The following is a 26,885-nucleotide window of genomic DNA, read 5'->3' as shown; positions in this document are numbered from 1 at the left end:
TCTCGTCCTCCGCCGGACGGTACCGAGCCTCCCCGGGCGCGCCGAACGGTTTTCCGGCGCGCGGGCCGGCCGCCGCCTCCGGTCAGCAGGCGGCGGCGCGGTCGAGGAGCAGCTTGCGCTCCCGCTCGTTGCGGGTGAGCCCGGCCGCCCGCTCGAACTCCTCGCGCGCCTCGGCCGTGCGGCCGAGCTTGGCCAGCAGGTCGCCGCGCACGCTGGGCAGCAGGTGGTAGCCCTTCAGCGCGGGCTCGTCCAGCAGCTCGTCCACCAGTTCCAGCCCGACCTCCGGGCCGAACGCCATCCCGATCGCCACCGCGTGGTTCAGCTCCACCACCGGTGACGGCGCGACCAGCGACAACGCCTCGTAGAGCCCCGCGATGCGGGTCCAGTCGGTGTCCTCCGGCCGGCGTGCCCGCGCGTGGCACGCGGCGATCGCGGCCTGCAACGCGTACGGACCGCCCGCGCCGCCCAGCGACTCCGCCTTGGCCAACGCGGTCAGGCCGCGCCGGATCAGCATCTGGTCCCAGCGCGCCCGGTTCTGCGCCAGCAGCAGCACGGGTTCGCCGTCCGGGCCGACGCGGGCCTTCGACCGGGACGCCTGGATCTCCATCAGCGCGACCAGCCCGTGCACTTCGGGTTCGCGCGGCATCAGGCCGGCCAGCACCCGGCCCAGCCGCAACGCGTCCTCGCACAGCGCGGGCCGCATCCAGTCGTCGCCCGCGGTGGCCGAGTAGCCCTCGTTGAAGACCAGGTAGATCACGCCGAGCACGGACGCCAGCCGGGCGGGTCGCTCGTCCTCGGCCGGCACCTCGAACGCGACGCCCGCCTTGGCCAGCGCCTTCTTCGCCCGCACGATCCGCTGCGCCACGGTGGCCTCGGGCACCAGGAACGCGCGGGCGATCTCGTCGGTGGTCAGGCCGCCGAGCAGGCGCAGGGTCAGCGCCACCTGCGCCTCGGTGGACAGCACCGGGTGGCACGCGGTGAACACCAGGCGCAGCAGGTCGTCGTCGATCTCGCCGACCCCGGTCGAGGCGTCGGGCGCGTGGTCGTGCTCGGTGTCGCGCCCGATCAGCTCCAGCTTGCGCTGGTAGTTCTGCCTCCGGCGGATCTGGTCGACGGCCCGGTTCTTCGCGGTGGTCATCAGCCACGCGCCGGGGTTGCGCGGCACGCCCTGCTCCGGCCACTGCTCCAAGGCGCTGACCAGGGCGTCCTGCGCCAGTTCCTCGGCGAGGCCGACGTCGCGCACCATCCGCGCCAGCCCGGCGATGAGACGGGCGGACTCGATCCGCCACACCGCTTCGACCGCGCGACGCGCATCGGTAGCCATCACGACCGGGGATCAGATCAGCTACCGACGCGCGTCGGCAAGCGGGTGCGGCGCGCCGCCCGGGTCAGCCCTGCGCGAGGGCGTCCTGCTGGGCGCGCAGCTCGCGCTCCCGGTCCTTCAGCTCCTCGGAGGCGTTGACGAAGTCGTCCTCGGTGAAGACCTGGCGGATCTCGATCTGGGACTCCTCGCCGGTGGGGTTCGGCACCCGCTTGACCCACTCCACGGCCTCTTCCAGGGACTTGACCTCCAGCAGCCAGAACCCGGCGATCAGCTCCTTGGTCTCCGCGAAGGGACCGTCGACCACGGTGCGCTTGTCACCGGAGAAGTAGACCCGCGCGCCCTTGCTGCTCGGGTGCAGGCCCTCGCCCGCCAGCAGCACGCCCGCCTTGACCAGCTCCTCGTTGAACGCGGCCATCTCATTGAGCATCTCCGCGCTCGGCTGGGCCCCGGCCTCGGTCTCCTCGGTCGCCTTCACGATCACCATGAAACGCATTGTGGTTCTCCCTGTCGGTTCGTCGGCCGGTCCATCCTGGCCCGTACTGACGCGACGAACGGGGGCCGCCCCGGATCGACACGGGCCCGGAACTTTTTCAAGATTTTTTCGCGAGCCCGTGACCAGCGCGTTCACGTGATCGGCGAGCCGCCGGTCACGCCGATGACCTCGCCGGTGATGTAGCTCGACTCGGCGGAGGCGAGGAAGACGTACAGCGGGGCCAGCTCGGCGGGCTGCCCGGCGCGGCCCATGGGGGACTGCTCGCCGAAGCTCTCCACCTTCTCCGCCGGCATGGTCGCCGGGATGAGCGGCGTCCACACCGGACCGGGCGCGACCGAGTTCACCCGGATCTTCCGGTCGACCAGGTTCTGCGCGAGGCCCTTGGTGAAGTTGACGATCGCCGCCTTGGTGGTGGCGTAGTCGAGGAGCTGGAAGGAGGGCTGGAAGCCCTGGATGGACGACGTGGTGATGATGGAGGAGCCCTCCGGCATGTGCGGCACGGCCGCCTTGCACAGCCAGAACATCGCGTAGACGTTGGTCTTCATGACGCGGTCGAACTGCTCGGTGGTGATGTCGAGCAGGCCGCCGTCCTGCGACATCTGGTAGGCGGCGTTGCTCACCAGCACGTCGATGCGGCCGAACTCCTCGACCGCGCGCGACACGACGGAGGTGCACTGCGACTCCTCGACCAGGTCGACGGCGAGGGTGACGGCCTTGCGGCCGGCGTCCTCCACCAGTCGCGCGGTGTCGCGGGCGTCCTTCTCCTCGGCCGGCAGGTACGTGATGAGCACGTCGGCGCCCTCGCGGGCGAACGCCAGCGCGACGGCGCGGCCGATGCCGGAGTCGCCGCCGGTGATCACGGCCTTCTTGTCGGTCAGCCGGCCCGTGCCGCGGTAGGTCGCTTCGCCGTGGTCGGGGGTGGGGCGGACGTCGTCGGTCAGCCCGGGGTGTTCGATGGGGGTCTCGGCCATGCCCGCAGGGTGCCCACGGGGGTGCGGCCTGAACACGTGAAAGGGCGCACCCCCGGGTGACGGGGTGCGCCCTTCGGCGTCGACGGTCCGGTCAGCGGCGCAGGGCGCGCCGGAGCGTGAAGGCCCCCGGGCCGAGCGCGGCGAGCAGCAGGAACGCCCAGCTGTAGACCGCGGCCGGCTCACCCATGTTGTGCAGCGGCAGCAGGGCCTCCGGCTGGTGGACGGTGAAGTAGGCGTAGGCCATCACGCCCGACAGCACGAACGCGGCCGGGCGGGCGGCCAGGCCCACGAGCACCAGGACCGCGCCGACCAGTTCGATCACGCTGCCGTACCAGCCCGGCCAGGAGCCGAACGGCACGGCGGCGCCCTGGCCGTCGATGCCGCCGAGGAACCCGAGGCCCTGCAGGCCGTGGCAGCCGAACAGGAACGACACGACGACGCGGAAGGCGGCGAGCACCAGGTCGTTGCGCCGGGAGGCGGAGGAGGTGGCGGGGTGGGCGGCGGCGCGGCGGGTGTCGGTCGTGGTGGTCATCTCGGGCTCCCCTTCTCGGTGGTCTCACCCTGGCGTCGAACGGGACCCCTCCCGGATCGACACGTCCGCCGAACTTCTTCCGGGGAACCCGACCCGGAGGGTGAACCTGCCGGTCGGAGGGGGCAGGCGCTGGCCGCGGCGGAAGAACCGGACGCGTCGCGGGTCGGTCGCCTCGGCCCGCATCGCGGCCAGGTCGGCCTCGGTGGGCGGGCGCGCGACCGACGGGCCGGGCCGGTGGTCGAGCGGCGGCGCGGGCGGGGGGTGCTCGTCGGGCAGGGGAGGGCGGTCGAGCCGGCAGGCGACCAGGCCGGGGGTGTCGGGGAGGTCCAGCGGGAACACCGGCCCCGGCCACACGTAGTCGAGGTCGTCCGGGACGTCGGGGAACAGGGGCCGGTAGTGCTCCGGGTCCTTGCGCAGCAGCGCCGACCGGTGGCTGCGGTGCAGGTCCTCGTCGCCGAGCCACGGCGGCAGCAGGCCCTCGGCCAGGCACCACGACCAGGTCGGCTCCGCGCCGCCGGTGAAGTCCAGCAGCACGGCCCGCACCCCGTCGCGGTGGCCGCGCCGCCGCCACTCGTCGCACACCGCCACGCCGTACGCGACCAGGGCGGGGGTGAAGCCGCGCCACATCAGCACCACGGGGTGCCGCTTCCACCCGTACTCGGGCCAGACCAGGGCCCGCAGCACCTGCAACACCTCCACGCGCTGCTTGCCCAACCGCCGCGAGTCGAGCGCGGCGGCGCTGCGGCCGAACGTCGCGTACGGCAGGAACGTCTGCACACCCGCCGGCTACCCCGGGGGCGGCCGGTCAAGCGCCGCGTCCCCGGATCGGTCCTCGACCGGGCGGCAACAGACCGGTGGGCTGTTAGCCTGCGGCGGTGGAGTTCCAGCGCGCCCGGCGGCCCGAGCAGGTGGCGCAGCGGCGGCGCACGATCCTCGAGACGGCGTGCGCGATGCTGCGGGAGCGGCCCGTCGCCGACATCAGCCTGCGCGAGCTGAGCGACCGGGTCGGGCTCGCCAAGTCGAACGTGCTGCGCTACTTCGACAGCCGGGAGGCGATCTTCCTGGAGGTGCTGGACCGGGAGTGGGCGGCCTGGCTGGACGAGGTGGAGGAGGCGGTCGCGCCGGCCGACGACGCGGTCGGGGTGGCCACGGCGGTCGCCACCGCGCTGCTGGGCCGCCCGCTGCTGTGCGAGCTGGTCAGCGGGATGGCCGGGGTGCTGGAGCGCAACATCTCCGTCGACTTCGCCCGCGTGGTCAAGCGGAACGCGCACGAGCGCACGGCCCGGCTGGCGGGGATCGTGCGGTCCCGGTTGCCGGTGCTGGACGACGCGGCGGCACGGCACTTCGCCGGCGCGGTGCTGGTGATGACGGCCGGCCTGTGGCCGCACGCCCACCCGACGGCCGCGGTCGCCCAGGCCGTGCGGGAGCTGGGCGGTCCGCCCGCCGGGGAGCGGGTCCGCGACGGGCTCACCGAGGGCTTGGTGAACCAGTTGGTCGGGCTGGTCGCGCGGGCCACCGCCTAGGGTGGCGTGCCGTGAAGGCACTCGTGGTTCGCGGTGGCTGGGCCGGGCACTCGCCGGTCGAGGCCACCGACCGGTTCCTGCCGTTCCTGCGGTCCTCCGGGTTCGAGGTGGACGTGTCGGACTCGCTCGACGCCTACGACGAGGACCTGGGCCGGTACGACCTGGTCGTGCAGTGCTGGAGCGACGGCGTGCTGACCGACGACCGGTTCGCGTGCCTGGAGGCGGCGGTGCTGGGCGGGACGGGTCTGGCCGGGTGGCACGGCGGGCTGGTCGACGCGTTCCGCCACTCGCGCGGCTACCTGCGGTTGGTCGGCGGGCAGTTCGTGGCGCACCCCGGCGACTTCGTGGAGCACCGGGTGGAGATCACCTCCACGCACCCCGTGGTGGAGGGCCTGTCGGGGTTCTCGCTGCGGACCGAGCAGTACTGGGTGCTGACCGACGGCCTCAACGACGTGCACGCGACCACGACGTTCGCCGCCGCCGAGCCGTGGCACGCCCCGCTGACCGTGCCGGCCGTGTGGACGCGCCGCTGGGGCGCGGGCCGGGTGTTCGCCTGCACGGTGGGCCACCACCCGGCGGACCTGGACCTGCCGCCCGTGCGCACCATGGTCGAACGCGGCCTGCTCTGGGCCGCCCGCCGCTGACCCGCGTGTCGAACGCTGAGGACCTGCGTGTCGAACGCTCAGGACCCCTGAACCGAACGCTCAGGACCGCCCGGACCGCTCCTCGACCAGCGCCGCCACGCCCTGGAGCAGCCGGTCGAGCCCGAACGCGTAGGCGTGCTCCGGGTTGTGCGCGGACTGGTGCGCCTGCCCGGCCGCCTGGCCGACCCGGGCCGCGATCGGGAACCGGGTCGGGTCGAACACCTCGGCCAGCACGGGCGCGACCGCGCGCCACCACTGGTCGTCGGTCATCCCGGTGCGGCGCACCGCCAGGTCGGCCTCGATCCGGCGGCGGGCGACGCCCTCGACGTGCGTCTGCACGAGCGTGATCACCGAGTCCATCTCGACGTCGGTGAGCCCGATGCCCTCCAGCACGCTCAGCTCGCGCTCGTACTTGGCGATCGTGTGCGGCCCCAGCGGCGGACGCCCGGTGAACACCTGGAGCACCCACGGGTGGCGCACGCACAGGTCCCAGTTCACCCGCGCGACCCGCCGCAGGCCCTCCTCCCACCCCTCGTCGCCGGGCTCGCCGAGCTGCTCGACGGCCTCGCCGTAGACGTGGTCGAGCATGGCCTCCACCAGGTCGTCCCGGGACGCGACGTAGGTGTAGAGCGACATCGTGCCCACGCCGAGCGCCTCGGCGACCCGGCGCATGGACAGGGTGGTGAGCGTCTGGTCGCGGTCGGCGATCGCGATCGCGGCGGCGACCACCTGCGCGGTGGTCAGCGTGTGCCGGGGCCCGCGGCGCGGCGGCCGCCGGGTGCCCCACAGCGTGGCGATCGTGCGTGCCGGGTCCGCGCTGCCACCGCTCTCGGTCTCGCCCATGCGCCCATCATAGGCCGGTTACTCGGTACATCGTACGAAGTTCTCTGGTACGCTTCTTCGTATGGCATACGGAGAAGCGGTGGCGATCGAGGCCGCCGACGTGCGCAAGACCTACCGCGGGAAGGCGGCCCTCGACGGGTTCGACCTGACCGTGGCGGCGGGCACGGTGTGCGCGCTGCTCGGGCCGAACGGCGCGGGCAAGACCACGGCGGTGCGGGTGCTGACGACGCTGCTGCGCCCGGACTCCGGCCGGGTCCGGGTGGCCGGCTGCGACGCGCTCGCCGACCCGCGGTCGGTGCGCCACCGGATCGGCCTGGTCGGCCAGGACGCCTCGGTGGACGAGGTCCTCACCGGGCGGCAGAACCTCGTCCTGTTCGGCAGGCTCTCCCACCTGACCACCGCCGCGGCCCGGCGGCGCGCGGACGAGCTGGTCGAGCGGTTCGACCTCGCCGAGGTGGCCGACCGGTCGGTCGCGGGCTACTCCGGCGGCACGCGCCGCAGGCTCGACCTCGCCACGAGCCTCGTCCTCGCGCCGCCGGTGCTGTTCCTCGACGAGCCGACCACCGGGCTGGACCCGCGGGCCCGCCTCGACGTCTGGGCCTCGATCGGGTCCCTGGTCGACGCCGGCACGACGGTCCTGCTCACGACGCAGCACCTGGAGGAGGCCGACCGGCTGGCGGACCGGATCGCGATCCTCGACGGCGGTCGCGTCGTCGCCGAGGGCACGCCGGACGAGCTGAAGGCGCGGGTGGGCCCGGACCGGGTCGAGACGGTCGTCCGCAAACCCACCCTGGACGAGGTCTTCCTCCACCTCACCGGCCACCGACCCGCGGCGCGGACGTCGTGACCGCCCACACCCTCCGGGACGCCGCCACCCTCACCGGGCGCATCCTGCGGCACTGGCGCCGCCGCCCCGGGTCGATCGCGCTCGGGCTGCTGTTCCCCGTCCTGATGGTGCTGATGTTCGGCTACCTCTTCGGCGGCGCGATGGCCGTGCCGGACGGGCGGTACCTGGACTTCCTCGTCCCCGGCATGCTGGTGATGTCGGCGCTGTTCGGGTTCGAGTCCCTGGTCGTGGCCGTCACCGCGGACAACGCCAAGGGCGTCACCGAACGCGTCCGCGCCATGCCCGTGACCACGGCGGCGGTGCTGGCGGGCCGCGTCACGGCGGACCTGCTCAACGCCGCGGTCGGCATCGCGGTCATGGTCGTGACCGGGCTGCTCGTCGGGTGGACGGCGCCGGGCGGCGTCCCGGCGGCGGTGGCGGCGATCGGCCTGGTGGTGTGGCTGAGGTTCGCGTTCGCCTGGGTCGGCGTCTACCTGGGGCTGCTGCTGGGCGCCCCGGAGTCGGCCGTCGCGGTGCAGGTGCTGGTGTGGCCGGCCGGGTTCCTGTCCAGCGCGTTCGTCTCGCCCGCCACGATGCCGGACTGGCTCGGCGCGGTCGCCGCCGGCAACCCGCTGTCGGCCACCGCCACGGCGGTCCGGGAGCTGTTCGGCAACCCCGGCTGGCACGACGGCGACTGGGCGAGCGGGCACGCGGTGGCGCTTGCGCTGCTGTGGCCGGCCGTGCTCACGGCGGTGTTCCTGCCGCTGGCCGCGCGGCGCTACCGGGCGCTGGGCCGCTGAGCGGGCGTCACGCCCCGCGGGTCGTCGGCTCGCCGATCGGCTCCGGCAGGGCGGCCGGCTCCGAGTCGGCCAGGTTCTCCGGCAGCCTGAGGCCCTCGTGCAGCGGCACCAGCTCCGATTGCAGCACGAGGGCCGCCCCGCCGATCGCGGACGCGGTGGCGGCCGACCGGGACAGCCGCACGTCGATCCCGTGCGCCGCGCGGGAGAAGAACGCGCGGTCCAGCTCGTCGCGGACCACGGGCAGGTAGACCGAGCCCGCGATGGCGAAGCTGGGGCCCGTCAGCACCAGGACCTCCAGGTCCATGATGTTGGCCAGGGTCCGGGCCGCCACCGCGATGTACCGCGCGGACCGCTCCAGGATCGCGAGCGCCGACGGCTCGCCCCGGCGGGCCGCCCGGCTCACCGCCGCGAAGTCCGACGACACGGACTTCGCCCGCCCGGTGAGCCCGGCCGACCGGGCCAGCGCCGCGTCCGCGCGGGCCGCCGCGACCACGGCCGCCGGGCCCGCCAGCACCTCCACGCAGCCGCGCGCCCCGCACCAGCACTCCGGCCCGTTCGCGTCCACGCAGACGTGGCCGATCTCGCCCGCGTTGCCGCTGCTGCCGCGGTAGGTGACGCCGTTGATCACCAGGCCCGCGCCGATGCCCGTGCCCATGTAGAGCGCGGCCGAGACGGCGGTGCCGCCGATGCCGCCCGACCAGTGCTCGCCCAGCGCCGCCGCGGTGGCGTCGTTGTCCAGCACCACCGGCAGGCCCGTGGCCTGTTCCAGCTCGCGGGCCAGCGGGAAGTCCTCCCACTTGCGCATGGACGGCGGGGTGAGGCCCATGCCGGTGTCCGAGCTGAGCGGCCCGGGGGAGACCAGGCCCAGGCCGAGCACCCGGTTGTGGTCCACGCCGACGCCGTCGATCAGGCCCTTCACCTCGGTCGCCATCCGCGTCACCACGGTCCGCGGCTCGGCCGCGCCCGCGCCCGCCCTCGAGATGCGGGCCACCACCGACCCGCCGAGATTGGTCAGCACGTACGTGATGCCCGCGTGGTCGAGGTGCACGCCCACGGCGTAGCGGGAGGAGTGGTTGAGCTGCAGCAGCACCCGCCGCTTGCCGCCGGTGGACTCGGCGCGGCCGGTCTCCACGACTAGGCCCTCGTCGATGAGCTTGCGGACGACGGTCGAGATGGTGGCGCCGGTGAAGCCGGTGGCGTTGATCAGGCCGACGCGGCTGATGGTGCCCGCCGCGCGGATCACGTCGAGCACCGCGGACTTGCTGCTCGCGTGGTGCGTCGCCCGCGCCGGTCCGCTCACGAGGTCCCCCGCGTCCGTCTTAGTTCGTTCGTCGGTCGAAGGGTAGCAACTTGACCGGTAGATGACGCCGAGGTGTTGACTTCGTTTCTTCGATGACTTAACAATCTGCCTCAACGCGGGACCGCGGCCGGTCTCGGGCCACGAGAGGAATCGACGATGTTCCTGAAGGCAAGGCGCTTCTCACGGGGACGCATGGCGGCGGCCGGACTCGCCGCGGTGGCCATGCTCGCGACCGCGTGCGGCGGGTCCGACGCGAGCAGTGACGCGAACAAGGACACCCTGGTCGTCTACACCGGGCAGTCCGGCGACTGGCAGCTGAACTTCAACCCGTTCTCGCCGACCATGCTGGAAGGCCCCGGCACGATCTTCGAGCCGCTGTTCTTCTTCAACAACATCCGCGACGTCGAGCCGCGGCCCCGCCTGGGCAAGTCCTTCACGTGGAACGCCGACGGCACCCAGCTCGACGTCGAGCTGCGCGACGACGCCAAGTGGACCGACGGGCAGAAGTTCACCGCCAAGGACGTCGTCTTCACCCTCGACATGATCACCAAGAACCCGGCCATGAACGGCACGGGCTACAAGGGCGTCGCGACCGCCGTGGACGACACGCACGTGTCGATCAAGTTCACCGAGCCGTCGTTCATGGAGGGCCCGCAGATCCTCGGCCGGGTGTGGATGGTCCCCGAGCACAAGTGGAAGGACATCGCGACCCCGGCGACCGACGTCGTCAAGGAGCCCGTCGGCACCGGCCCGTTCATGCTGGAGGACTTCAAGGCCCAGGCGTTCACGCTCAAGGCCAACCCCGACTACCACTCCGGCGAGCCCGCCCTGAAGAAGGTCCGCTACCTCGCCCTGTCGGGCAACCAGTCCGGTGAGGCCGCGCTCAAGCAGGGCCAGATCGACTGGCAGACCGGCCCCGTCCCGGACATCGCCAACGTCGAGAAGAACTACCCCGGCTACAAGGCGATCACCATCCCGATGAACCAGGTCGCCCTGTTCACCTGCTCCAACGCCGACCTGGGCTGCCAGGGCCCGCAGACCGACGTGGCCGTGCGCAAGGCGATCTACTACGCCGTCAACCGCACCCAGATCAACTCGCTCGCGTTCGAGAACACCGCCGGCGAGATCTCGCCCGGCGCGGCGCTGCTGGAACGCGACAAGGAGCAGATCTCGGCGAAGCTGACCGAGAAGACCGCGCCGATGCAGCCCGACACCGCCAAGGCGACGCAGCTGCTGGAGGGCGCCGGCTACACCAAGGGCGGCGACGGCATCTACCAGAAGGACGGCAAGCCGCTGGCCATGACGCTCAAGGTGGTGGCCGGCTGGACCGACTACATCACCGCCGTCGACACGATGACGCAGCAGCTCCAGCAGGTCGGCATCAAGATCACCGCCCAGCAGGTGTCGTGGAACGAGTGGTCCGACGCGCGCGGCCGCGGCCAGTTCGAGCTGCTGATCGACTCGCTGCACCAGGGCCCGGCGCCCGACCCGTTCTACAACGCGTCCTACTTCTTCAGCACCGCGACCACGGCCAAGGTCGGCGAGGTGGCCAACCCGAACTTCGCCCGGTTCTCCAACCCCGCCGTGGACGCCGCGCTCGCCGCGCTGAAGGGCATCGACCCGGAGGACGACGCCGCCCGCCAGCCGCACTTCGACACCATCCAGACCGAGATCGAGAAGTCGATCCCCTACATCCCGGTCCTGACCGGCGGCACCACCAGCGAGTTCAACGCGAAGAAGTTCACCGGCTGGCCCACCAAGGACGACCTCTACTCGTTCCCGGCCGTCTGGGCGCGCCCCGAGCACTCCGAGATCTACCTGAAGCTCAAGCCGGCCGGCCAGTGAACGACTGAGTGAGGCGATAGGCGGACCGATGAGGTACTACGCCCGAAAGTTCGCGTTCTACCTGGTCGCCCTCTGGGCGGCGCTGACGCTGAACTTCTTCATCCCGAGGCTCATGCCGGGCAACCCGGTGGACATCCTCATGGCGAAGCTCGCGCAACGCGGCGGAACCGTGGACCCGTCGGCCCGCAGGGCGTACGAGCTGCTGCTCGGCACGAACAGCGGCGAGTCGCTCCTCCGGCAGTACCTGTCCTACCTGGGCAACATGGTCCGCGGCGACCTGGGCATCTCGGTGAGCGCGTTCCCCGCGCCGGTGTCCCGGATCATCTCGGAGGCCCTGCCCTGGACCCTGATGCTCGTCGGCATCGCGACGTTCCTGTCGTTCGCCTTCGGCATCGTCCTGGGCACGTTCGTCGGATGGCGGCGCGGCACCTGGCTGGACAGCCTGGTGCCCGCCACCACCGTCCTGGCCGCGGTGCCGTACTTCTGGCTCGCGTTGATCCTGGTCGCGCTGCTGTCCTCGGCGTGGGGCTGGTTCCCGCTCCAGGGCGGCTACGACGTGATCCTCACGCCCGGCTGGAACGCCGACTTCATCGGCTCCGCCCTCTACTACGGCACGCTGCCCGCGCTGACCATCGTGATCTCCTCGGTCGGCGGCTGGCTGCTCGGCATGCGCAACATGATGGTCTCCGCCACGGCCGAGGACTACGTGCTGACCGCCAAGGCCAAGGGCCTGCGCGACTCCCGCATCATGATCAAGTACGCGGCGCGCAACGCCGTGCTGCCCTCGGTCGCGGGCTTCGCGATCTCCCTCGGCTTCGTGGTGGCGGGCTCCATCATCACCGAGCAGGTGTTCTCCTACCCCGGCATCGGGTCCAAGCTCCTGCAGGCCGTGCAGAACAACGACTACGCCCTCATGCAGGGCATCTTCCTCGTGATCACGGTCGCCGTGCTCGGCGCGAACCTCGTGGTCGACCTGCTGTACGCCGTCATCGACCCGCGCACCCGCGTCAGCGGCTGAGAAGGAGAACGGACACCGTGACCAACCTCAGTGCCGCGACCGTCGCCGCGCCGCGCGGCCGGGCGGGCTGGCGATCCATGCTGCCGCGCTGGTCGCCCAAGCTCGGCGTCGGCCTCGTCCTGATCGGGCTCATCGCGCTGCTCGGCCTGGTCGGCCCGCTCGTGGTCGGCGACCCGAACGCGATCCGCGACATCGGCCTCGCCCCGCCCGGCGGCGAGTTCTGGCTGGGCACCACCCTGACCGGCCAGGACATCGTCGCCCAACTCGCGCACGCCACCAGGGGCTCCCTCTACATCGGCCTCATGGTCGGCGTGATGGCGACCGCCCTGTCGGCGGTGTTCGGCATCGTCGGCAGCTACGTCGGCGGGTACGTCGACGAGGCGTTCTCCCTGTTCTCCAACGTCATGCTGGTGATCCCCGGCCTGCCGCTGGTCATCGTCATCTCCGCGTTCGTGCCCGCCGACCAGCGCGGCTCGTGGACCATCGCGGTGGTGCTGGCGATCACCGGCTGGGCCGCGTCGGCGCGCGTGCTGCGCGCCCAGACCCTGTCGCTGCGCAACCGCGACTACGTCGCCGCCGCCAAGGTCTCCGGCGAGAAGCCGTGGCGCGTCATCACCGTCGAGATCCTGCCGAACCTGCTGCCGCTGCTGGCCTCGCAGTTCGTGTTCTCGGTGATCTACGCGATCCTCAGCGAGGCGGGCCTGTCGTTCCTCGGCCTGGGCGCGTCCAACTCCTCCACCCTCGGCACGATGCTCTACTACGCGCAGAACGGGTTCGCGCTGCAACGCGAGGCGTGGTGGTGGTTCGTGCCGCCCGGCCTGATCATCGCCCTGTTCGGCTGCGGCCTGTCCCTGGTCAACTTCAGCATCGACGAGATCATCAACCCCAAGCTGCGCGACATCCCCCGCCGCGGCAGGGCCGAGGCCGCCCGCACCCCCGAACCCGTGGCCCGCCCGGACGACGACGTGGTGCTGACCGTGAAGGACCTGTCCGTCGTCTACCGGGTCGAGAACCCGGTGCACGCGGTCAAGGACGTCTCCCTCACCCTGCGGCGCGGCGAGATCCTCGGCCTGGCCGGCGAGTCCGGCTGCGGCAAGACCACCCTCGCCTACGCCGTCAACCGCCTGCACCGGCCACCCGCCGAGGTGACCACCGGCTCGGTCACGTTCCACGACCGCGAGGGCGGCGACATCGACGTGCTCGCGCTCACCCCCGGCGAACTGCGCGCGTTCCGCTGGTCGAAGCTGTCCATGGTGTTCCAGGGCGCGATGAACGCGCTCAACCCCGTCATCACCGTCCGGGCGCAGCTCGACGACGTGCTCACCACCCACCGCCCGGAGATGACCAAGGCCCAGCGCAAGGCCAGGTGCGAGGAGGTGCTCCGGCTCGTCGGCGTGGACGTGCGGCGGCTCGGCTCCTTCCCGCACGAGCTGTCCGGCGGCATGCGGCAACGCGTGATGATCGCCATGGCGCTGCTCCTCGACCCCCAGGTCATGATCATGGACGAGCCGACGACCGCGCTCGACGTGGTCGTGCAGCGCGGCATCCTCCGCGAGATCCTCCGCCTGCGCGACGAGATCGGCTTCGCCGTCCTGTTCATCACCCACGACCTGCCGCTGCTGCTCGAACTCGCCGACCGCATCGCCGTGATGAAGGACGGCGAAGTGGTCGAGTACCGCGCCGCGCAGGACATGTTCGAGAACCCCGAACACCCCTACACCCGCCGCCTGCTCGACTCGTTCCCCAGCCTGACCGGCGACCGCGGCTCGTTCGTCCGCTCCGGCGAGCAGGCCACCCCCGCCCGCGGCTCCGGCGAGCCCACCCCGTCCGGAGGTCCCCGATGACCACGCTGGAAGCCCGCGAACTGGTCAAGGACTTCCACGTCCGGGTCGGCCTGCGCCGCGTCCGGCTGCGCGCCGTCGACCACGTGTCGTTCACCCTCACCCCCGGCCGCACCGTCGCGCTGGTCGGCGAGTCCGGCTCGGGCAAGTCCACCATCGCCCGCATGATCGCCCGGCTGGAGAAGCCCACCGGCGGCGGGATCACCGTCACCGGCCCGGACGGGCGGCACGTCCCCGACCGCGAGTACCGCGACCACGTGCAGATGGTGTTCCAGGACCCGTTCGCCTCGCTGAACCCGTTCCACACGATCGAGCACCACCTCGCCCGGCCTCTCAAGCTGCACGGCAAGCCGCACGGCTGGGAAGAGGTGGTGCGGCTGCTCGACCGCGTGTCCCTGCCCGGCCGCGACCTCGCCGGACGACGCCCGCACGAGCTGTCCGGCGGCCAGCGGCAACGCGTCGCCATCGCGCGGGCGCTCGCCCCGGGCGCGAAGGTCGTGGTCGCCGACGAGCCGGTGTCCATGCTGGACGTGTCCATCCGGCTCGGCGTGCTCAACCTCATGGCCCGCCTGCAACGCGAGGAGGACCTCGCCGTCCTCTACATCACCCACGACCTGGCCACCGCACGCCACTTCTCCGACGACATCCTCGTGCTCTACAAAGGGCGCGTGGTCGAACGCGGACCGGCCGACGACGTGATCCTCAACCCGCAGCACCCCTACACGAAGATCCTGGCCTCCGCCGCCCCGAACCCCGAGGCGCGCGGCCGGGCCGTCGACATCGACCCGGCCGACGTCGAGCGCGCCGGCGCGGCCGCCGCCTACGACCACAACACCGGCGCATGGGAGGAAGTCACCACATGACCCTGACGTGGTCCACGGGCGCGATCCGACTCGTCCTGACCGACGGCGACGACCGACCGGTCAGCCTGCTGTCCCTGCGCCCGGACGGGCCGGCGGACGGCATCGGCGTGCCGCTGGTCGAGGTCCAGGCCCTCGGCCACGGCCGCTTCCCCGGCAGCCACCGCTACGCCGACACCACCATCGGAGCCCGCCTGCGCTACCGCACCCACGTCGCCTCCGCCGACGAGCTGCGCGTCCAGCAGCACGACCCGGTCACCGGCCTGGTGGTGACGTCGGTGTTCCAGGGGGTCGCCGGCGTCCCCGCGGTGCGCACCTGGACCGAGGTGGCCGTCGAGGGCGACGGCGAAGTGCGCCTCCAGGCGGTGACCTCGCTGGCCACCGGGGCGTTCCTGGTCGACGCCGACCGCACCGTGGACGAGGTCGACGTCGTCCACGCCGACTCCGACTGGGTCGCCGAATCGCGCTGGCGCCGCACCCCGCTGCGCGAAGCCGGCCTCGTCGCCATGGACCCGACCGTCCACCACCACGCGTCCCGCAGCCGGTTCGCGCTCACGTCCCGCAGCTCCTGGTCCACCGGCGAACACCTGCCCACCGGCGTCCCCGTGGCACGCGACGACACCTGGGCGATGGCCTGGCAGGTCGAGCACAACGGCGCCTGGCACTGGGAGGTCGGCGAAACCGTCGCGGGCGCGTACCTCGCCGTCCTCGGCCCCACCGACACCGAGCACCAGTGGTCCCGCACCGTCTCGGCCGGCCACGGGTTCACCACCGTGCCGGTGTCCGTCGCGATCGCCGCGGGCGGCGTGGACGAGGCGTTCGGCGCGCTCACCCGACAGCGGCGCGCCACCCTGCGCAACCGCCGCGCACCCGAGCTGCCCGTGGTGTTCAACGACTACATGAACACCCTCATGGGCGACCCCACCACGGAGAAGCTCCTGCCGCTGATCGACGCGGCCGCCGCCGTGGGCGCGGACTACTTCTGCGTCGACGCGGGCTGGTACGACGAGGACGGCAAGTGGTGGGACAGCGTCGGCGAGTGGCGGCCGTCGTGCACCCGGTTCCCCGGCGGGTTCGGCGAGGTCGCCGACCACATCCGCGCCGCCGGCATGGTGCCCGGCATCTGGCTGGAGCCCGAGGTCGTCGGCGTGCGCTCGGCCCTGGCCCGGGCACTGCCCGACGAGGCGTTCTTCCGGCGCCAGGGCGCGCGGGTCGGCGAGCACGGCCGCTTCCACCTCGACCTGCGCCACCCCGCCGCCGTCCGCCACCTGGACGACGTGGTCGACCGGCTGGTCGAGGAGTTCGGCATCGGCTACTTCAAGCTCGACTACAACATCATGCCCGGCGCGGGCACCGACGTGGGCGGCGTCGCGCCCGGCGACGGGCTGCTCGGCCACAACCGGGCACACCTCGCGTGGCTGGACGGCGTGCTGGCCCGCCACCCCGGCCTGCTGCTGGAGAACTGCGCGTCCGGCGCCATGCGCATGGACTACGCCATGATGTCCCGGCTGCACCTCCAGTCCACCTCCGACCAGCAGAACCCCCTGCTGTACCCGCCGATCGCGGCCGGCGCGCCCGCGTCCCTGCTGCCCGAGCAGGCGGGCAACTGGGCGTACGCGCAGCCGGGCATGACGGCCGACGAGGCGGCGTTCACGCTCGCCACGGGCGTGCTGGGCCGGCTGTACCTGGCGGGGCGGGTCGACCTCATGGACCCCGGGCAGCGGGCGCTGGTCGCCGAGGCCGTGGCCGTCCACAAGGGACTCCGACCGGAGATCGCGGCGGCCGTGCCGTTCTGGCCGCTGGGACTGGCGAACCGCACCGGCCCGTGGGTCGCCCAGGGCCTGCGCGCGCCGACCGCCGGCTACCTCACCCTCTGGCGGCTCCCCGACGCGCCACCCGACGTGGACCTGCCCGTGCCGCACCTGCGCGACCACCCCGTCGAGCCGTCCGCGATCTTCCCGGCCGGCGCGCCGTCGTGGACCTTCGACTGGGACGCCGGGCGCGGCGTGCTGCGCGCCCGCCACACCGGAACGGCGCCGGCCGCGGTCGTCGTGCGCCTCGGGTAGCCGCCGTTCACTCGCACCGGTGGCGCCCGACCCCGGAAGCGTGAAGCGACTTGTCCTCCCGCACCGACGTCGTTATCGAGGAGGTGACGGCCGCGACCCAGGCCGGGCGCCGACCCCGAGGAGTGAACCGGACCGATGACGGCACGCGCGCACGGCACTGGTGTGGTGGTCGGCCGGGCGGTGCGGGCACTGGCCGTCCTCGGCGGCCGGTCCGCGCTCGCGGGCCTGTCGGCCGTGGCGTCGTGGACGCGGGGCGAGCGGTTCGAGCCCGACCGGTGGCTCGCCGACGCCGTCGTGGCCCTCGGACCCGCGTACGTCAAGGTCGCGCAACTGCTCGGCACCCGCACCGACGTGCTGCCACCCCGCTGGTGCCGCGCCCTCGAACCGCTGCACGACCGCGCCCGCCCGGTGGAGTCCCGCGCCGCGGTCCGCCGCCTCCGCGCCCGCTTCGGCGACCCCCGACCGGTCCTCGTGCGCGCCGGCAGCATCGCCTGCGTCTACCGGGTCACCGCCCCCGGCCGCGGCCACCTCGCCGTCAAGGTGCGCAAACCCGGCATCGGCCCCGCCCTGGCCGCCGACCTCGCCCTGCTCGACCGCGTCGCCCGCGCCGCGGCGCGACTGCCCGCGCTGCGCCGGGTCCCCGTGGTCGAGGTCGTGCGCCAGGTGTCCGCCCGCGTCCTCGCCCAACTCGACTTCGCCCGGGAAGCCGACCTGCTCGACGGCTTCCGCTCCGCGCTGCGCGACGTGCCGGGCGTCGTCGTGCCCAAGGTCGACCGCCTGCTGTCCACCCGCGACATGATCGTGATGGAGCACCTCGACGGGCTCGACCGGCTCCGCCCGGACGACCTGGGCGTCGAGGAACGCCGACGCGCGGTCGCGACGGCCCTGCGCGCGGCCTACCGGATGCTGTTCCTCGACGGCGTGGTGCACTGCGACCTGCACCCCGGCAACCTCTACTTCCGCCCCGACGGCACGGTCGTCATCCTCGACGCGGGATTCGCGGTGCGACTGGACGAAGCGGCGCGCGAGAAGTTCGCCGCCTTCTTCTACTGCATGAGCCAGGGCGACGGCGACGCGTGCGCGGAGATCGTCCTGTCCACCGCCGTCCCGGCGGCCGGAGCCGACCCGGCGGCGTTCCGCGCCGACCTCGCCGACCTGGTGGCGCGGCACGCGGGCCGCGAGGCGGGCGCGTTCCGCCTGGCCCCGTTCGCCGCCCGGCTGTTCGACGCCCAGCGCAGGCACGGCTACCTCGCCGACCCGCGGTTCGTGTTCCCGATCCTGGCCCTGCTCGTGCTGGAGGGCACCGTGCGCGAGTTCGACCCCGACGCCGACTTCCAGCGGCTCGCCCGGCCCTACCTGCTGAGCGCCCTGATGGAACGGGCCCTGGCCGGGTGACGCGGGGCCCGCGCCCAGCGGCGCGGGCCCCCGCCGATCACAGCCCGCCGACCTTCACCGGGAACTCCTGGATGGTCGCCACCACGACGTCCGGGTCGTCCGGCAGCACCAGCTCCACCGGCTCCCGCAACCGGTAGAGGTCGCCCCGCGGCGGGAACTGCGTCAGGTTCCCCACCAGCACCGCCGGGTTCTTCGTCTCCAGCACGAGGGCCTCGTACGCCTTCGGCGACGTGACGCCGGCGCGGCGCAGCAACTCGTCCGGCTGGTCGATCGTCATGGTGAACCGCAGCACCATCACCTGCTCGTAACGCGGTGGGTACCGCTGGGTCAGCCGCAGCAGGCTCTCGGGCGTGACGTCGATGTCGTTCTGCTCGATGGTGATCGTCCCGGCCGCGGTGTCGTCCTCCCCGCCGGGCAGCTCGCCGCTGACCCGGTGCCCGACCACCCGCAGTCGCACCGAGTTGTCCGGGTCGTCCGGGTTGTACTCCACCCGGACCTTGATACCGCCCCGGAAGTCCACGCTCACGACGCTCGTCCTGATCCGCAGCGGCGTGTTGACCGCGAGGCAGCTGCACGGGATCTCCGCGCCGATCGGCGGCAGCCCGTTGAACGTCCGGACCTCCTCCGCCGCCGCGCTCGGCGACCCCGCCACCGCCGCCGCGCCGACCCCCAGCGCCGCCGCCGCGGTGCCCTTCAGGAACCCTCGCCGGTCCGCGCCGCCGAGCGGCTCCCCGTGGTGCTCGTGTTCGTTGTCGGACAACGTCAACCTCCACCGCACTTGTTCGCCAGTCCAGCGACTCGAACGTAGGGCAGGGTCACGGCGATCGTCGGCACCGCAAGCAAAAGCCAACCCGGTCGTGACGACATCCACCCGGCCGTGTGCTCTCCGGCCGCTCGAAACCGTTGCGGCGCGTCATATTCGGCGGCGAATGACGGGGTGGTCGCACGGTCGAGCGATGCTGCCGGGCGACGCCTCATCGGGTCCGCTGCCGTGCTGCCCGTGTCTGTGTTGCCGCGCCCGTGCTGCCCGCGACGGTGTTACCGCGCCCGTGCTGCCGCGTCCGTGTTGGCGCGCTGGTGCCGTCCGGATCTGTGCTGTTCGGGCTTGCGGTGCCGCGCTCGCGCTGTTCGCCGTGACTACGGCAACCGGGGCTCGACCAACTCGGCGACCTTCATCGCCGCCGGGCACGGATCCTCGTCGGGACTGCCGGAGTTGAGCACGACATCGACCCGCGACGACTCCGTGACGCCGATGAAGACCCCGCAACTGCCGGTCGCCCCGATCGCCTGCTTGGCCTGGTGCCGACCGACCATGACCTCCTGCACCACGTTGCCGTTCGACTGCACCTGCGCCAACCCGGCGGTGGTCCGCACACCGACCCCGAGCCGTGCCGTTCGGGGCGAGAAGTTGCACACCCGCGCCGACCCGAGCTGCTCCACCACCGGTTCGGCGGTCTGCGCTCCGGTGATCTCCTCGGCCTCGGCCTTGGTCAGCAGCGTGCACGGGTCGAGGCCGTCGAGCGGACCACCCCTGGACGGCCCGACCTGCGGCGCGGTCGTCTGTTGCGCGCTCTCCGGCGCGGAAGCCCCGGCCGTCGGGTCGGACTGCCCGTCAGCCGGCCCGCCACAGGCGGTGGCCGCGAACAGCGCGACAGCCGCGCCGATCAGGATGATTCGAGGGTTCACGGTCTCTTCCCGGTCGGCAAGCTGACGCTTCGTGCGACGACCGTAACCAATCCCGCATCACCACCGCTAGACCTCCACCACCGCCCCCACACCCCTCCGCCCCCACACTCCGCGGGCCACCCCCTCCGGCTGACACTCCTCCGGCCCGCACCGCCCCTCACCGACCGCCTCTCACCCAACTCCCCGTCACCCGACTCCGGCCGCACACACGCGCCTGACCGCTTCCGCCCGGTCGTACAACGCCTCCAACCCAACCCCGTCCACCACCGCCGCGAGGAACCGCTCCAACACCACCACGACCGCCCCCGGCAACGAAACCCGCGCCACCAGTCCGCTCAACGTCGCCATGGCCTCCCCGATCCGCTCGGCGGGCCGCGCCGCCGGCTCCGCGATCCCCAGCTCGTCCAGGGTGCGGAAGGTGCGGATCTCCGTCACCAACCGACCGATCGTGAACCACACCAACTCGTCCTGCCCGGCCCGCCGCTCGATCCGCCGCTGCAACGCGTCCACCGCGTCGGTGTACGCGTTCAACGCCACGCCCCGGTCGGCACCGTCCCGTGACACCTCCTCGACCAACCGCCGAGCCGCCTCCGGCACCGCCGCGAACTCCGCCTCACCGAAGCCGACCGCGAGCATCGCCTCGACCAACTCCTCCCACGCCGCCCGCTCGCGGTCGGGCAGCGGCACCAGGGACAGCCGATCGCCCATGCGCCACCCCATGACGAAGTACCACGGCCCCTGCGCGGGCACCGCCACCGAGCCACCCGACCCGCCAGGGGGCGGCTGCCCCGGGCCGTGGTGCACGTTCACGACACCGGTGTTGGTGCCGACCTGGACGACCGGGCCGCGGACTTCACCGTTGACCAGGTTGTTGGTCTGATCTGACATGCACGCTCCGGAGCGGCTGAGCGGGAGGCCGACGGCATCCCGGCCGTCGCGGTCGCGGGAATGCTAGGCCGCGCCGACGGATCGGCCGCCGCACTTTTGCGCGGCACCCGCGCGAGTGCCACGCCGTGCCGCTGCCACACGCCGCCACGCCACCCGACCCACGCCGCCCCGACCCACGCCACGGCGACCCCACGCCACCCCGAATCCGCAGCCCCGCCAACCGTTTCCTCACCGCAAAGCAAGCCCGCCGCCCATCGCCAGCCGCACCGCACACCGCCAACCACACCGCAAACCACACCGCCAACCGCCAACCACGTCGCCAACCACCGCCCACCGCTGCCACCGGCCCACCGCAACCGCCGCCGGGCCGGCCGTTTTATCCGGCTAACGTGAGACATGCGGTTCGGGTTGTCACCGGTTGCAAGCTTCGCCTGTCCGGGTGAGGTGGCACCGAAACCCGTGCCGGTGACAGCCCCGAGCCGATCCCGCTACACCGCCGTAGCCCGCACCAGCACCAACCGCTCCGGGTGCAGCACGGGAGCCTGCACGCCCGCCGACGTCAGCACCCGGCCCGGCAGCGTGACCCCCTCCGGGGTCCACCACGGCAGCCGGATGCCCCAGTTGTGCGCGTTCCCGTCCGGGTAATCCCCCGGCGGCAAGGGGCGCACGTGGTAGCGCCGGTCGGGAGCCAGCCCCGGCAGGCGGACCGCGCCCGGCGGGTACGAGGCCGACGTGGCCAGGGAGACGATCGCGAACACGGCGTCCGAACCGTCCTCCGCCACCACCCCGTGCACCTCGATCGCCGGGTCCGGGTGGTCGCCGTGCACGGCCACCCCGGTGTGCAGCAACGGCCGCAGGGACTTGTACAGGGCCACCCACGACGACAGCCGCTCCAGGTCCTCCGGCGACGCCGCCGTCAGGTCCCACTCGATCCCGAAGTGCCCGAACAGCGCCGTCCCCGCCCGGAAGTCGAGGGGGTGCCGCCGGTGGGTCGTGTGCGACGCCTCCGCCCCCACGTGCGTCCCCATCAGCTCCAACGGGATCAGCGCGTTCGTCCACCGCTGCATCGCCTGCCGCTCCAACGCGTCGATGCAGTCCGACACCCACACCCGGTCCGTGCGCTCCAGCACCTCCAGGTCCACCCGCCCGCCCCCGGACGAGCACGACTCGATCTCCACGCCGGGGTGCCGCCGCCGCAGCTCGTCCATCAGCCGGTACACGGCCAGCGTCTGCCCGTGCACCCCGGCCCGCCCGGTCGGCCGGTGCCCGGCGTCGACCAGGTCCCGGTTGTGGTCCCACTTCAGGTACGACACGGGGTACTCGGACAGCAGCGCGTCCAACCGCTCCAGGACGTACGCGAACGCCTCGGGCCTGGCCAGGTCGAGCACCTGCTGGAACCGGGCCGTCCCGGGCAGCCGGTCGCCGGCCGCCATGATCCAGTCCGGGTGCGCCCGCGCCAGGTCCGAGTCGGGGTTGACCATCTCCGGCTCGACCCAGATCCCGAACTGCATCCCGAGCCCGGTCACGTGGTCGGTCAACGGCCCGAGCCCGTCCGGCCACACCTCGTCGGACACGTACCAGTCGCCCAGCCCGCGCCGGTCGTCGCGCCGCGACCCGAACCAGCCGTCGTCCAGCACGAACCGCTCCGCGCCGACCGCGGCGGCGGCGTCGGCCAGTGCCTTCAGCCGGTCGAGGTCGTGGTCGAAGTACACCGCCTCCCACGTGTTCACCACGACCGGCCGGGGGGACCTCGGGTGCGACGGCCGGGACCGCAGGTGCCGGTGGAACCGCGCGGACACCTCGTCCAACCCGTGCCCGTACGACGCGTACTGCCACGGCGACGCGTACGACCCGCCCGGACCCAGCACGACCTCGCCGGACAGCAGCAGCTCGCCGGACCCGAGCAGCGACACCGAGTGGTAGGTCCGCTCGGCGAACGTCCGGTGGTTGCCGGACCAGGCCGTGTGCACGGCCCAGATCTCGCCCGACCGGTTGCCGAACCCGGCGGTGCCGGCGGCGAACAGGTAGGCGGAGTCGTAGCCGGTGCGGCCGGTCCGGTTCTCGCGCACCCGCAGCCCGTGCGTCCACCGGGTGCGCTGCGGGCTGCGCTCGCGCGTCCACCGACCGGTGAAGTCCAGGATCTCGACCGCCTGCGCGGGCACCGGCAGGGTCAGGTTCACCGCGTCCACGGTGAAGTCGGACGGGCCGGTGTTGGTGAGCACGGCCCGCTGCCGCACCAGCCCGGCCGGCGTCAGCTCCACGACCAGGTCCAACGCCAGCCCGGCGACCTCGTCCACGGCCCGGATCGCCGGACCGTCCGCGGACACCACCCGGAACGCGGTCGAGAAGTCCCGCCCGCCGCGGTTCCCGATGATCCCGGGCGTGCCGAGCCACCCCGCCGACTGCTCGGGCAGCACGGCCACGTCCACCGGGCCGTCGACCGAGAACCCGATGGGGTGCGGGCTCTGCGCGAGCAGCACCGCGTCCAGTTCCGCCGGGGACAGCTCGCCGAGGTCGGCGCCCCAGTGGCGGACGCGGGGGAGCGTGCCCCCGGAGAAGTCGAGCACCAGGCTCACACCCGCTGCCCGCAGGTGCGTCAGGTCTGCCACTTTGTGGTCTTCCTCTCTGGCGGTGAACCTCGTTGACTTACTTTAGTTGCTGGCGTAAGAATCGCCATACCTTGAACGTCACACGGCAGAAACCCACCGCCACCGCCCGGGAAAGAGGAACGATGACGCGCACGACCTTGCACGACGGGTGGCGGCTGAGCGCGGTGGGCGGGCCGATCCCCGCGGCCGTCGCCGACCGCGAAGTGCCCGCGGTCGTGCCCGGCAGCACGCACCTCGACCTCCTCGCGGCGGGCCTGATCCCCGAGCCCTACCTCGACACCAACGAGACCGAGCTGGCGTGGATGCACCGCACGGACTGGCGTTACGCGCTCACCTTCGACGCCGAGGCCGCGCGGCCGGGCGAGAAGGTGGAACTGGCGTTCGACGGGCTGGACACCGTGGCGACGGTGGCGCTCAACGGCCACGTTCTCGGCAGCACCGCCAACATGTTCCGCTCCTACCGCTTCGACGTCCGCGAGCACCTGCGGGACGGCGCGAACGACCTCGTCGTCACGTTCCGCTCCGCCCTCGCCTACGCCGAGGAGCAGGAGGCCGCGCTGGGCCGGCGCGACCGCGCCTACCCGCACCCGATGAACGCGGTGCGCAAGATGGCCTGCTCGTTCGGCTGGGACTGGGGTCCGGACCTCCAGACCGCGGGCATCTGGAAGCCGGTGCGGCTGGAGCGCTGGACCGACGCCCGGCTGGCGCAGGTCCGCCCCCTGGTCACGGTGGACGGGGACGGCACGGGCCGGGTCGAGGTGCACGTCGAGGTCGACCGCGCCCGCGACGCGGCCCTCACGGCGGTCGCCACCGTGGCCGGCGTGGAGCGGCGCGTCCGCGTCGAGGGCGACTCCGCCGTGGTGACCGTCGAGGTGCCGGACGTCGACCTGTGGTGGCCCGTGGGCTACGGCGACCACCCCCTCTACGACCTCGACGTGGTTCTCCTCGCCGATGACGCGGAGGTGGACCGCGCCGAGCGCCGCATCGGGTTCCGCACGATCACCGTCGACACCACGCCCGACGACATCGGCGCCCCGTTCACCTTCGTGGTCAACGGCAGGCCGGTGTTCGCCAAGGGCGCGAACTGGATCCCGGACGACCACTTCCTCACCCGGATCACCCGCGACCGCCTGGCGCGCCGGGTCGACCAGGCCGTCGCGGCGAACATGAACATGCTGCGCATCTGGGGTGGCGGCATCTACGAGACCGACGACTTCTACGACGTCTGCGACGAGCGCGGCGTGCTCGTCTGGCAGGACTTCCTGTTCGCCTGCGCCGCCTACGCCGAGGAGTCGCCGCTGTGGGAGGAGGTCGAGGCCGAGGCCCGGGAGAACGTCGCCCGGCTGACCTCGCACCCGTCCCTCGCGCTGTGGAACGGCAACAACGAGAACCTCTGGGGCTTCGAGGACTGGGGCTGGCGCGAGCAGTTGCAGGGCCGCACCTGGGGCCTGGGCTACTACACCGACCTGCTGCCGAAGATCGTCGCCGAGCTGGACCCGACCAGGCACTACTCGCCCGGCAGCCCGTACAGCCCGGGTGAGCCGCACCCGAACGAGGACACCCACGGCACGCGGCACGAGTGGGAGGTCTGGAACCGGGTCGACTACACCCACTACCGCGACCACGCGCCCCGGTTCTGCTCCGAGTTCGGCTTCCAGGGCCCGCCGACGTGGGCGACGCTCACCCGGTGGGTCCACGACGAGCCGATGACCCCGACCTCGCCCGCGTTCCTGCTGCACCAGAAGGCCGAGGACGGCAACGGCAAGCTCGACCGCGGCCTCGCGCCGCACCTGCCCGCGCCCGGGGCGTTCGAGGACTGGCACTGGGCGACCCAGCTCAACCAGGCCCGCGCGGTCGCGTTCGGGATCGAGCACTTCCGCTCCCACTGGCCCCGCACGGCGGGCGCGCTGGTGTGGCAGCTCAACGACTGCTGGCCGGTCACGTCGTGGGCCGCGATCGACGGCGACGAGCGGCCGAAGCCGCTGTACTACGCGCTGCGGCACGCCTTCGCGCCCCGCCTGCTCACCGTCCAGCCGCGGGACGGCGTGGACGTGCTCATCGCGGTCAACGACACCGACGACGCCTGGACCGGCGACGTCGCGCTGGAGCGCCAGACGTTCGCGGGCGAGGTGCTCGCGGCGGCTAAACTCCCGCTCGACGTGCCGGCGCGGTCGGTGGCGCGGCTCGACCTGGCGGCGGAGTTGACGACGCCGGGCGACCCGAGGGGGGAGGTGCTGGTGGTGGGCACGGCCGACGCGCGCACCGCGCACCTGTTCCGGGAGGACCTGGAACTGACCTACGACCCCGCGCCGCTGGCCGCCGAGGTGCGGCGGGTGGCCGAGGGCTACCGGGTGGACGTCACCGCGTCCTCCTTCGCCCGCGACGTCGCCGTGCTGGCCGACCGGGTCGCCGAGGACGCCGTCGTGGACGACGCGCTGGTCACCCTTACCGCCGGCGGGACGCACTCGTTCCTGGTCCGGACCGCGACCGAGCTGGCGGACCCGTCCGCGCTGACCGGTCCCCTGGTGCTGCGATCGGCCAACAGCCTGAGCGCGGTGCGGACATGACCGGCGGCTCCCCGACCGGTTCCGTCGGCCTGGTCCTGGCCCGCCCCGCGCGGCTGCTGGGCGCGGAGCCGTTCTTCATGGAGTTCATCGCGGGCATCGAGGAGCGGCTGGCCGAGGGCGACCGGTCCGTGCTGCTGCACATCGTGGGCACCGAGGACGCCGAGATCGCCGCCTACCGCAGGTGGGCGGCGGGCGGGGTGGTCGACGCGGTGGTCGTCGTCAACCGCACCGTGGACGACCACCGGCCGGCGATGCTGCGCGAGATGGGGCTGCCCGCGCTGTACGTGGGGGAGCCGGACGAGCTGGCCGTGCCCGCGGTCCGCACCGACGACGCGGGCCCGGTGCGCGAGGCCCTGGCGTACCTGCTGGAGCTGGGGCACCGGCGGATCGCGCGGGTCAGCGGTCCGAACACGCTGCTGCACACCAGGGCGCGCACCGCCGCGCTGGTCGAGGGGTGCGCGGAGGCGGGCATCGAGCCCGTCGTGGTGGAGGGCGACTACTCGGAGGAGTCCGGCGCGAAGCTCACCACCGCGCTGCTCAACGCCCCCGAGCCGCCCACCGCGATCCTGTACGACAACGACGTCATGGCCGTCGCGGGCCTGAGCGTCGCCAAGGAACTCGGCGTCGCCGTGCCCGACCGGCTCAGCCTGGTCGCGTGGGACGACTCGTCGCTGTGCCGGCTCGCGTCACCCGCGCTGACCACGATGAGCGTCGACGTGCACCAGTTCGGCGTCACCGTCGCCGAGTCCGTGCTGGAGCTGATCGAGGGCGTGGAGGTCGCCGAGCGCTGGTCGCCCAAGCCCACGCTCATCGCGCGGGAGAGCACGCGGTAACGCACCCCGGTAAAGGACCAC

Annotated in this window: 23 protein-coding genes; 12 read left to right on the top strand and 11 right to left on the bottom strand. The window is 72.8% G+C overall.

The genetic code is table 11. The features are described from left to right. Positions 1-82: 82 nt before the first annotated feature. The 5 genes from ACWEFJ_RS05160 to ACWEFJ_RS05140 all read right to left on the bottom strand — a co-directional run bounded on the left by ACWEFJ_RS05160 (position 83) and on the right by ACWEFJ_RS05140 (position 4,097). The gene (locus tag ACWEFJ_RS05160; protein ID WP_449712980.1) at positions 83-1,324 is read right to left on the bottom strand and encodes an RNA polymerase sigma factor; all 1,242 of its coding nucleotides are present in this window, start codon (positions 1,322-1,324) and stop codon (positions 83-85) included. Between the two features lie 64 nt (positions 1,325-1,388). Further along, a complete protein-coding gene (locus ACWEFJ_RS05155; RefSeq protein WP_378085824.1) occupies positions 1,389-1,817 on the bottom strand; it encodes a YciI family protein in 429 nt (142 codons plus the stop codon). Between the two features lie 131 nt (positions 1,818-1,948). After that, on the bottom strand, positions 1,949-2,788 hold the full coding sequence (locus ACWEFJ_RS05150) for an SDR family oxidoreductase (RefSeq protein ID WP_378085826.1): 840 nt from the start codon (positions 2,786-2,788) through the stop codon (positions 1,949-1,951). 91 nt (positions 2,789-2,879) lie between these two features. Beyond that, positions 2,880-3,320 carry a DoxX family protein gene (locus ACWEFJ_RS05145; RefSeq protein WP_378085828.1) on the bottom strand — a complete coding sequence of 147 codons (441 nt, stop codon included), beginning with the start codon at positions 3,318-3,320 and terminating at the stop codon, positions 2,880-2,882. Positions 3,321-3,344: 24 nt separating this feature from the next. Then, on the bottom strand, positions 3,345-4,097 hold the full coding sequence (locus tag ACWEFJ_RS05140) for an MSMEG_6728 family protein (RefSeq protein WP_449712979.1): 753 nt from the start codon (positions 4,095-4,097) through the stop codon (positions 3,345-3,347). A 98-nt stretch (positions 4,098-4,195) separates the two neighbouring features. Here ACWEFJ_RS05140 and ACWEFJ_RS05135 point away from each other — a divergent pair, with 98 nt between their 5' ends. Together ACWEFJ_RS05135 and ACWEFJ_RS05130 are read left to right on the top strand one after the other, a co-directional pair. Then, entirely contained in the window at positions 4,196-4,843 is a 648-nt protein-coding gene (locus ACWEFJ_RS05135) for a TetR family transcriptional regulator (RefSeq protein ID WP_449712978.1), read from the top strand. An 11-nt stretch (positions 4,844-4,854) separates the two neighbouring features. Continuing rightward, a complete protein-coding gene (locus tag ACWEFJ_RS05130; protein WP_449712977.1) occupies positions 4,855-5,487 on the top strand; it encodes a ThuA domain-containing protein in 633 nt (210 codons plus the stop codon). Between the two features lie 60 nt (positions 5,488-5,547). Here ACWEFJ_RS05130 and ACWEFJ_RS05125 read toward each other — a convergent pair whose 3' ends face one another. After that, positions 5,548-6,330: a TetR/AcrR family transcriptional regulator C-terminal domain-containing protein gene (locus ACWEFJ_RS05125; protein ID WP_378085836.1), complete on the bottom strand. Its 783-nt coding sequence runs from the start codon at positions 6,328-6,330 to the stop codon at positions 5,548-5,550. 61 nt (positions 6,331-6,391) lie between these two features. Between ACWEFJ_RS05125 and ACWEFJ_RS05120 the strand changes: the two genes are divergently transcribed. After that, on the top strand, positions 6,392-7,177 hold the full coding sequence (locus ACWEFJ_RS05120) for an ABC transporter ATP-binding protein (protein WP_449712976.1): 786 nt from the start codon (positions 6,392-6,394) through the stop codon (positions 7,175-7,177). Beyond that, positions 7,174-7,956: an ABC transporter permease gene (locus ACWEFJ_RS05115; RefSeq protein ID WP_449712975.1), complete on the top strand. Its 783-nt coding sequence runs from the start codon at positions 7,174-7,176 to the stop codon at positions 7,954-7,956. Before ACWEFJ_RS05120 ends, ACWEFJ_RS05115 begins: the two co-directional genes overlap by 4 nt. A 7-nt stretch (positions 7,957-7,963) precedes the next feature. On the opposite strand, the gene ACWEFJ_RS05110 is transcribed toward ACWEFJ_RS05115, so the two are convergent. Next, positions 7,964-9,256: an ROK family transcriptional regulator gene (locus tag ACWEFJ_RS05110; protein ID WP_378085842.1), complete on the bottom strand. Its 1,293-nt coding sequence runs from the start codon at positions 9,254-9,256 to the stop codon at positions 7,964-7,966. 192 nt (positions 9,257-9,448) lie between these two features. Between ACWEFJ_RS05110 and ACWEFJ_RS05105 the strand changes: the two genes are divergently transcribed. The 6 genes from ACWEFJ_RS05105 (at position 9,449) to ACWEFJ_RS05080 (ending at position 18,281) form a co-directional block, all read left to right on the top strand. After that, positions 9,449-11,101, top strand: a complete 1,653-nt coding sequence (locus tag ACWEFJ_RS05105) for an ABC transporter substrate-binding protein (protein ID WP_449712974.1) — start codon at positions 9,449-9,451, stop codon at positions 11,099-11,101. A 28-nt stretch (positions 11,102-11,129) separates the two neighbouring features. Continuing rightward, positions 11,130-12,119 (top strand): ABC transporter permease, encoded by a 990-nt coding sequence (locus tag ACWEFJ_RS05100; RefSeq protein WP_378085846.1) that lies wholly within the window; start codon positions 11,130-11,132, stop codon positions 12,117-12,119. Positions 12,120-12,136: 17 nt separating this feature from the next. Next, positions 12,137-13,963 (top strand): dipeptide/oligopeptide/nickel ABC transporter permease/ATP-binding protein, encoded by a 1,827-nt coding sequence (locus tag ACWEFJ_RS05095; RefSeq protein ID WP_449712973.1) that lies wholly within the window; start codon positions 12,137-12,139, stop codon positions 13,961-13,963. Then, positions 13,960-14,823, top strand: a complete 864-nt coding sequence (locus tag ACWEFJ_RS05090) for an ABC transporter ATP-binding protein (protein ID WP_378085850.1) — start codon at positions 13,960-13,962, stop codon at positions 14,821-14,823. Before ACWEFJ_RS05095 ends, ACWEFJ_RS05090 begins: the two co-directional genes overlap by 4 nt. After that, positions 14,820-16,886, top strand: a complete 2,067-nt coding sequence (locus ACWEFJ_RS05085; protein ID WP_449712972.1) for a glycoside hydrolase family 36 protein — start codon at positions 14,820-14,822, stop codon at positions 16,884-16,886. Before ACWEFJ_RS05090 ends, ACWEFJ_RS05085 begins: the two co-directional genes overlap by 4 nt. Positions 16,887-17,021: 135 nt before the next feature. Further along, positions 17,022-18,281: an ABC1 kinase family protein gene (locus ACWEFJ_RS05080; protein WP_449712971.1), complete on the top strand. Its 1,260-nt coding sequence runs from the start codon at positions 17,022-17,024 to the stop codon at positions 18,279-18,281. 37 nt (positions 18,282-18,318) lie between these two features. Here the strand turns inward: ACWEFJ_RS05080 and ACWEFJ_RS05075 are convergent, their stop codons facing one another. The 4 genes from ACWEFJ_RS05075 to ACWEFJ_RS05060 form a co-directional block, all read right to left on the bottom strand. Beyond that, a complete protein-coding gene (locus ACWEFJ_RS05075; RefSeq protein WP_449712970.1) occupies positions 18,319-19,041 on the bottom strand; it encodes a twin-arginine translocation signal domain-containing protein in 723 nt (240 codons plus the stop codon). A 377-nt stretch (positions 19,042-19,418) separates the two neighbouring features. Then, a complete protein-coding gene (locus tag ACWEFJ_RS05070; RefSeq protein WP_449712969.1) occupies positions 19,419-19,967 on the bottom strand; it encodes a DUF3558 domain-containing protein in 549 nt (182 codons plus the stop codon). A 186-nt stretch (positions 19,968-20,153) separates the two neighbouring features. Continuing rightward, complete coding sequence (locus tag ACWEFJ_RS05065; RefSeq protein ID WP_449712968.1) at positions 20,154-20,855, bottom strand: hypothetical protein; 702 nt, start codon at positions 20,853-20,855, stop codon at positions 20,154-20,156. A 488-nt stretch (positions 20,856-21,343) separates the two neighbouring features. Then, positions 21,344-23,464, bottom strand: a complete 2,121-nt coding sequence (locus tag ACWEFJ_RS05060) for an alpha-galactosidase (RefSeq protein WP_449712967.1) — start codon at positions 23,462-23,464, stop codon at positions 21,344-21,346. A 122-nt stretch (positions 23,465-23,586) separates the two neighbouring features. On the opposite strand from ACWEFJ_RS05060, the gene ACWEFJ_RS05055 reads away from it, so the two are divergent. Both ACWEFJ_RS05055 and ACWEFJ_RS05050 read left to right on the top strand, forming a co-directional pair. Continuing rightward, positions 23,587-26,031 (top strand): glycoside hydrolase family 2 protein, encoded by a 2,445-nt coding sequence (locus ACWEFJ_RS05055; RefSeq protein ID WP_449712966.1) that lies wholly within the window; start codon positions 23,587-23,589, stop codon positions 26,029-26,031. Next, positions 26,028-26,864, top strand: coding sequence for a LacI family DNA-binding transcriptional regulator (locus ACWEFJ_RS05050; protein WP_378085868.1), 837 nt, complete (start codon positions 26,028-26,030; stop codon positions 26,862-26,864). Before ACWEFJ_RS05055 ends, ACWEFJ_RS05050 begins: the two co-directional genes overlap by 4 nt. Positions 26,865-26,885 lie beyond the last annotated feature (21 nt).

The organism is Actinosynnema sp. NPDC004786, from assembly GCF_053601135.1.
Note: the sequence above shows the minus strand (reverse complement) of the source record. Positions and strands in the feature narration are given on the sequence as shown.

Excerpts from the sequence above, each read along its gene's own strand:
- ACWEFJ_RS05085 (WP_449712972.1), top strand. The coding sequence starts at position 14,820 with ATGACCCTGACGTGGTCCACGGGCGCGATCCGACTCGTCCTGACCGAC.
- ACWEFJ_RS05160 (WP_449712980.1), bottom strand. The coding sequence starts at position 1,324 with ATGGCTACCGATGCGCGTCGCGCGGTCGAAGCGGTGTGGCGGATCGAG.
- ACWEFJ_RS05155 (WP_378085824.1), bottom strand. The coding sequence starts at position 1,817 with ATGCGTTTCATGGTGATCGTGAAGGCGACCGAGGAGACCGAGGCCGGG.
- ACWEFJ_RS05055 (WP_449712966.1), top strand. The coding sequence starts at position 23,587 with ATGACGCGCACGACCTTGCACGACGGGTGGCGGCTGAGCGCGGTGGGC.
- ACWEFJ_RS05080 (WP_449712971.1), top strand. The coding sequence starts at position 17,022 with ATGACGGCACGCGCGCACGGCACTGGTGTGGTGGTCGGCCGGGCGGTG.
- ACWEFJ_RS05125 (WP_378085836.1), bottom strand. The coding sequence starts at position 6,330 with ATGGGCGAGACCGAGAGCGGTGGCAGCGCGGACCCGGCACGCACGATC.
- ACWEFJ_RS05090 (WP_378085850.1), top strand. The coding sequence starts at position 13,960 with ATGACCACGCTGGAAGCCCGCGAACTGGTCAAGGACTTCCACGTCCGG.
- ACWEFJ_RS05065 (WP_449712968.1), bottom strand. The coding sequence starts at position 20,855 with ATGTCAGATCAGACCAACAACCTGGTCAACGGTGAAGTCCGCGGCCCG.
- ACWEFJ_RS05100 (WP_378085846.1), top strand. The coding sequence starts at position 11,130 with ATGAGGTACTACGCCCGAAAGTTCGCGTTCTACCTGGTCGCCCTCTGG.
- ACWEFJ_RS05120 (WP_449712976.1), top strand. The coding sequence starts at position 6,392 with ATGGCATACGGAGAAGCGGTGGCGATCGAGGCCGCCGACGTGCGCAAG.
- ACWEFJ_RS05145 (WP_378085828.1), bottom strand. The coding sequence starts at position 3,320 with ATGACCACCACGACCGACACCCGCCGCGCCGCCGCCCACCCCGCCACC.
- ACWEFJ_RS05150 (WP_378085826.1), bottom strand. The coding sequence starts at position 2,788 with ATGGCCGAGACCCCCATCGAACACCCCGGGCTGACCGACGACGTCCGC.
- ACWEFJ_RS05050 (WP_378085868.1), top strand. The coding sequence starts at position 26,028 with ATGACCGGCGGCTCCCCGACCGGTTCCGTCGGCCTGGTCCTGGCCCGC.
- ACWEFJ_RS05105 (WP_449712974.1), top strand. The coding sequence starts at position 9,449 with ATGGCGGCGGCCGGACTCGCCGCGGTGGCCATGCTCGCGACCGCGTGC.